We start from the raw sequence: 1,547 nt of genomic DNA, 5'->3' as shown, positions 1-1,547 counted from the left end.
ATCAGGGACCGTGGGCTGGCTAGAATGTTCTACGAACCCTCGAAAGGGCACGGCCTGCCGCACGATCCGTCAAAGGCGATCGTGGCGCCGCGACCGATCGGCTGGATCTCGACCATCGACCGCCAGGGCAAGATCAACCTCGCGCCTTATTCGTTCTTCAATGCCTTTTCGACAAAGCCCTTCATCGTCTGGTTCTCATCGGAGGGTGAGAAGGACAGCGCCACCTTCGCCGAAGAGACCGGCGAGTTCGTCGCCAATCTGGTCAGCCGCGATCTGGCGCAGAAGATGAACCGCACCGCGGTCGACGCGCCGCGCGGCGTCAGCGAGTTCGGCTATGCCGATCTGACGATGGCGCCGTCGCGCCTTGTCGCGCCGCCGCGGGTGGCGGAGGCGCCGGCCGCGCTCGAGTGCCGGGTGACGGAGATCATCCGGCCGCGTGCGCTCGACGGCACGCAGACGAGTGCCGTCGTCGTCGCCGGCGAGGTGGTTGGCGTCCATATCGACGATGCCTATCTGAAGGACGGTATCTTCGACATCGTCAGGGCCGGCAATGTCGGCCGGCTCGGCTATATGGACTATGCCAGCATCGACGAGATTTTCTCGATGCGCCGGCCGCGCTGGGGAAAGGACTAGGCAGAGCTCAGGTAAACGGCGGCGGGACATTCGCGGAAGGTTGGCCATGATCGCAAGACTGATCCTGCAGACTTTCGTGTGGTTCGGCGTCATGGGCGCCGTGCTGTTCCTCTCGGCCGGCACGCTGAACTGGCCGGGAGCCTGGGTGTATCTGGTGGCGATGATTGGACTCAGCCTCACCATGGGCGTGTCGCTCGCCCGGCGCGATCCCGGGCTGATGAACGAGCGGCTGCGCCCTCCGATCCAGAAGGACCAGACCGCGGCCGACAAGGTGCTCCTCTCCATACTGCTCATCGCCATCTTTACGTGGCTGGGTCTCATGGGGCTCGACTTTCGCCACGGCTGGTCGGCGGTTCCTTTCTGGGGACTGGCACTCGGTGGGCTGGTCCTGCTGGTCGGTATCTGGATCTGCTACCTGACGATGCTGGAGAACAGTTTTGCGGCGCCTGTAGTGAAGATCCAGGGTGAGCGCGGACAGCATGTGATTACCACGGGCCCCTACAGCTATGTCCGCCATCCGATGTATGCCGGCGCCATCCCCTACTTTGCCGGCACGGCGCTTCTGCTTGGCTCCTGGTGGGGGCTGGCCTCGGTGCTCTTTTTCATCGTGCTCCTGGCGGTCCGCATCTTTATCGAGGAGAGGACGCTGCGGACCGGCCTGCAGGGCTATGACGACTACGCGGCAAATGTCCGCTACCGGCTGATCCCGCTGGTCTGGTAGCCGCTGGCCAAGCGATCGGCGGCGAGCGATCGACTAGGCAGAAATCCCTGCCGCCCTGGCGCGGGCCAGCAATCGCTCGGCGAGCCGCAGGTGCGGCCGGTCGACCATTTTGCCGTCGATGCCGACGACGCCGGGATTACCCGCCGCCGCGAACGCGTCGACGATTGCCTGGGAGTGTCGCACGGCTTCCGCC

The 1,547-nt window shown here is 64.7% G+C and carries 2 protein-coding genes and 1 pseudogene; 2 read left to right on the top strand and 1 reads right to left on the bottom strand.

What is annotated here, in order from left to right:
- Positions 1-24: 24 nt before the first annotated feature.
- A complete protein-coding gene (locus EOA33_RS35235) occupies positions 25-633 on the top strand; it encodes a flavin reductase family protein (RefSeq protein WP_126054261.1) in 609 nt (202 codons plus the stop codon).
- Positions 634-679: 46 nt separating this feature from the next.
- Positions 680-1,354, top strand: a complete 675-nt coding sequence (locus EOA33_RS35230) for an isoprenylcysteine carboxylmethyltransferase family protein (RefSeq protein WP_126054262.1) — start codon at positions 680-682, stop codon at positions 1,352-1,354.
- 33 nt (positions 1,355-1,387) lie between these two features.
- Here EOA33_RS35230 and EOA33_RS41150 read toward each other — a convergent pair.
- Positions 1,388-1,547, bottom strand: a pseudogene (locus EOA33_RS41150) (CoA ester lyase); the annotation flags it as partial.

It is taken from the genome of Mesorhizobium sp. M4A.F.Ca.ET.050.02.1.1, assembly GCF_003997725.1.
In the GTDB taxonomy this organism is placed as follows: domain Bacteria; phylum Pseudomonadota; class Alphaproteobacteria; order Rhizobiales; family Rhizobiaceae; genus Mesorhizobium.
This window is presented reverse-complemented; position numbering and strand designations above follow the sequence as displayed.

Bases quoted from the DNA above. Each gene is read 5' to 3' on its own strand.
- EOA33_RS35230 (WP_126054262.1), top strand. From the start codon at position 680: ATGATCGCAAGACTGATCCTGCAGACTTTCGTGTGGTTCGGCGTCATG.
- EOA33_RS35235 (WP_126054261.1), top strand. From the start codon at position 25: ATGTTCTACGAACCCTCGAAAGGGCACGGCCTGCCGCACGATCCGTCA.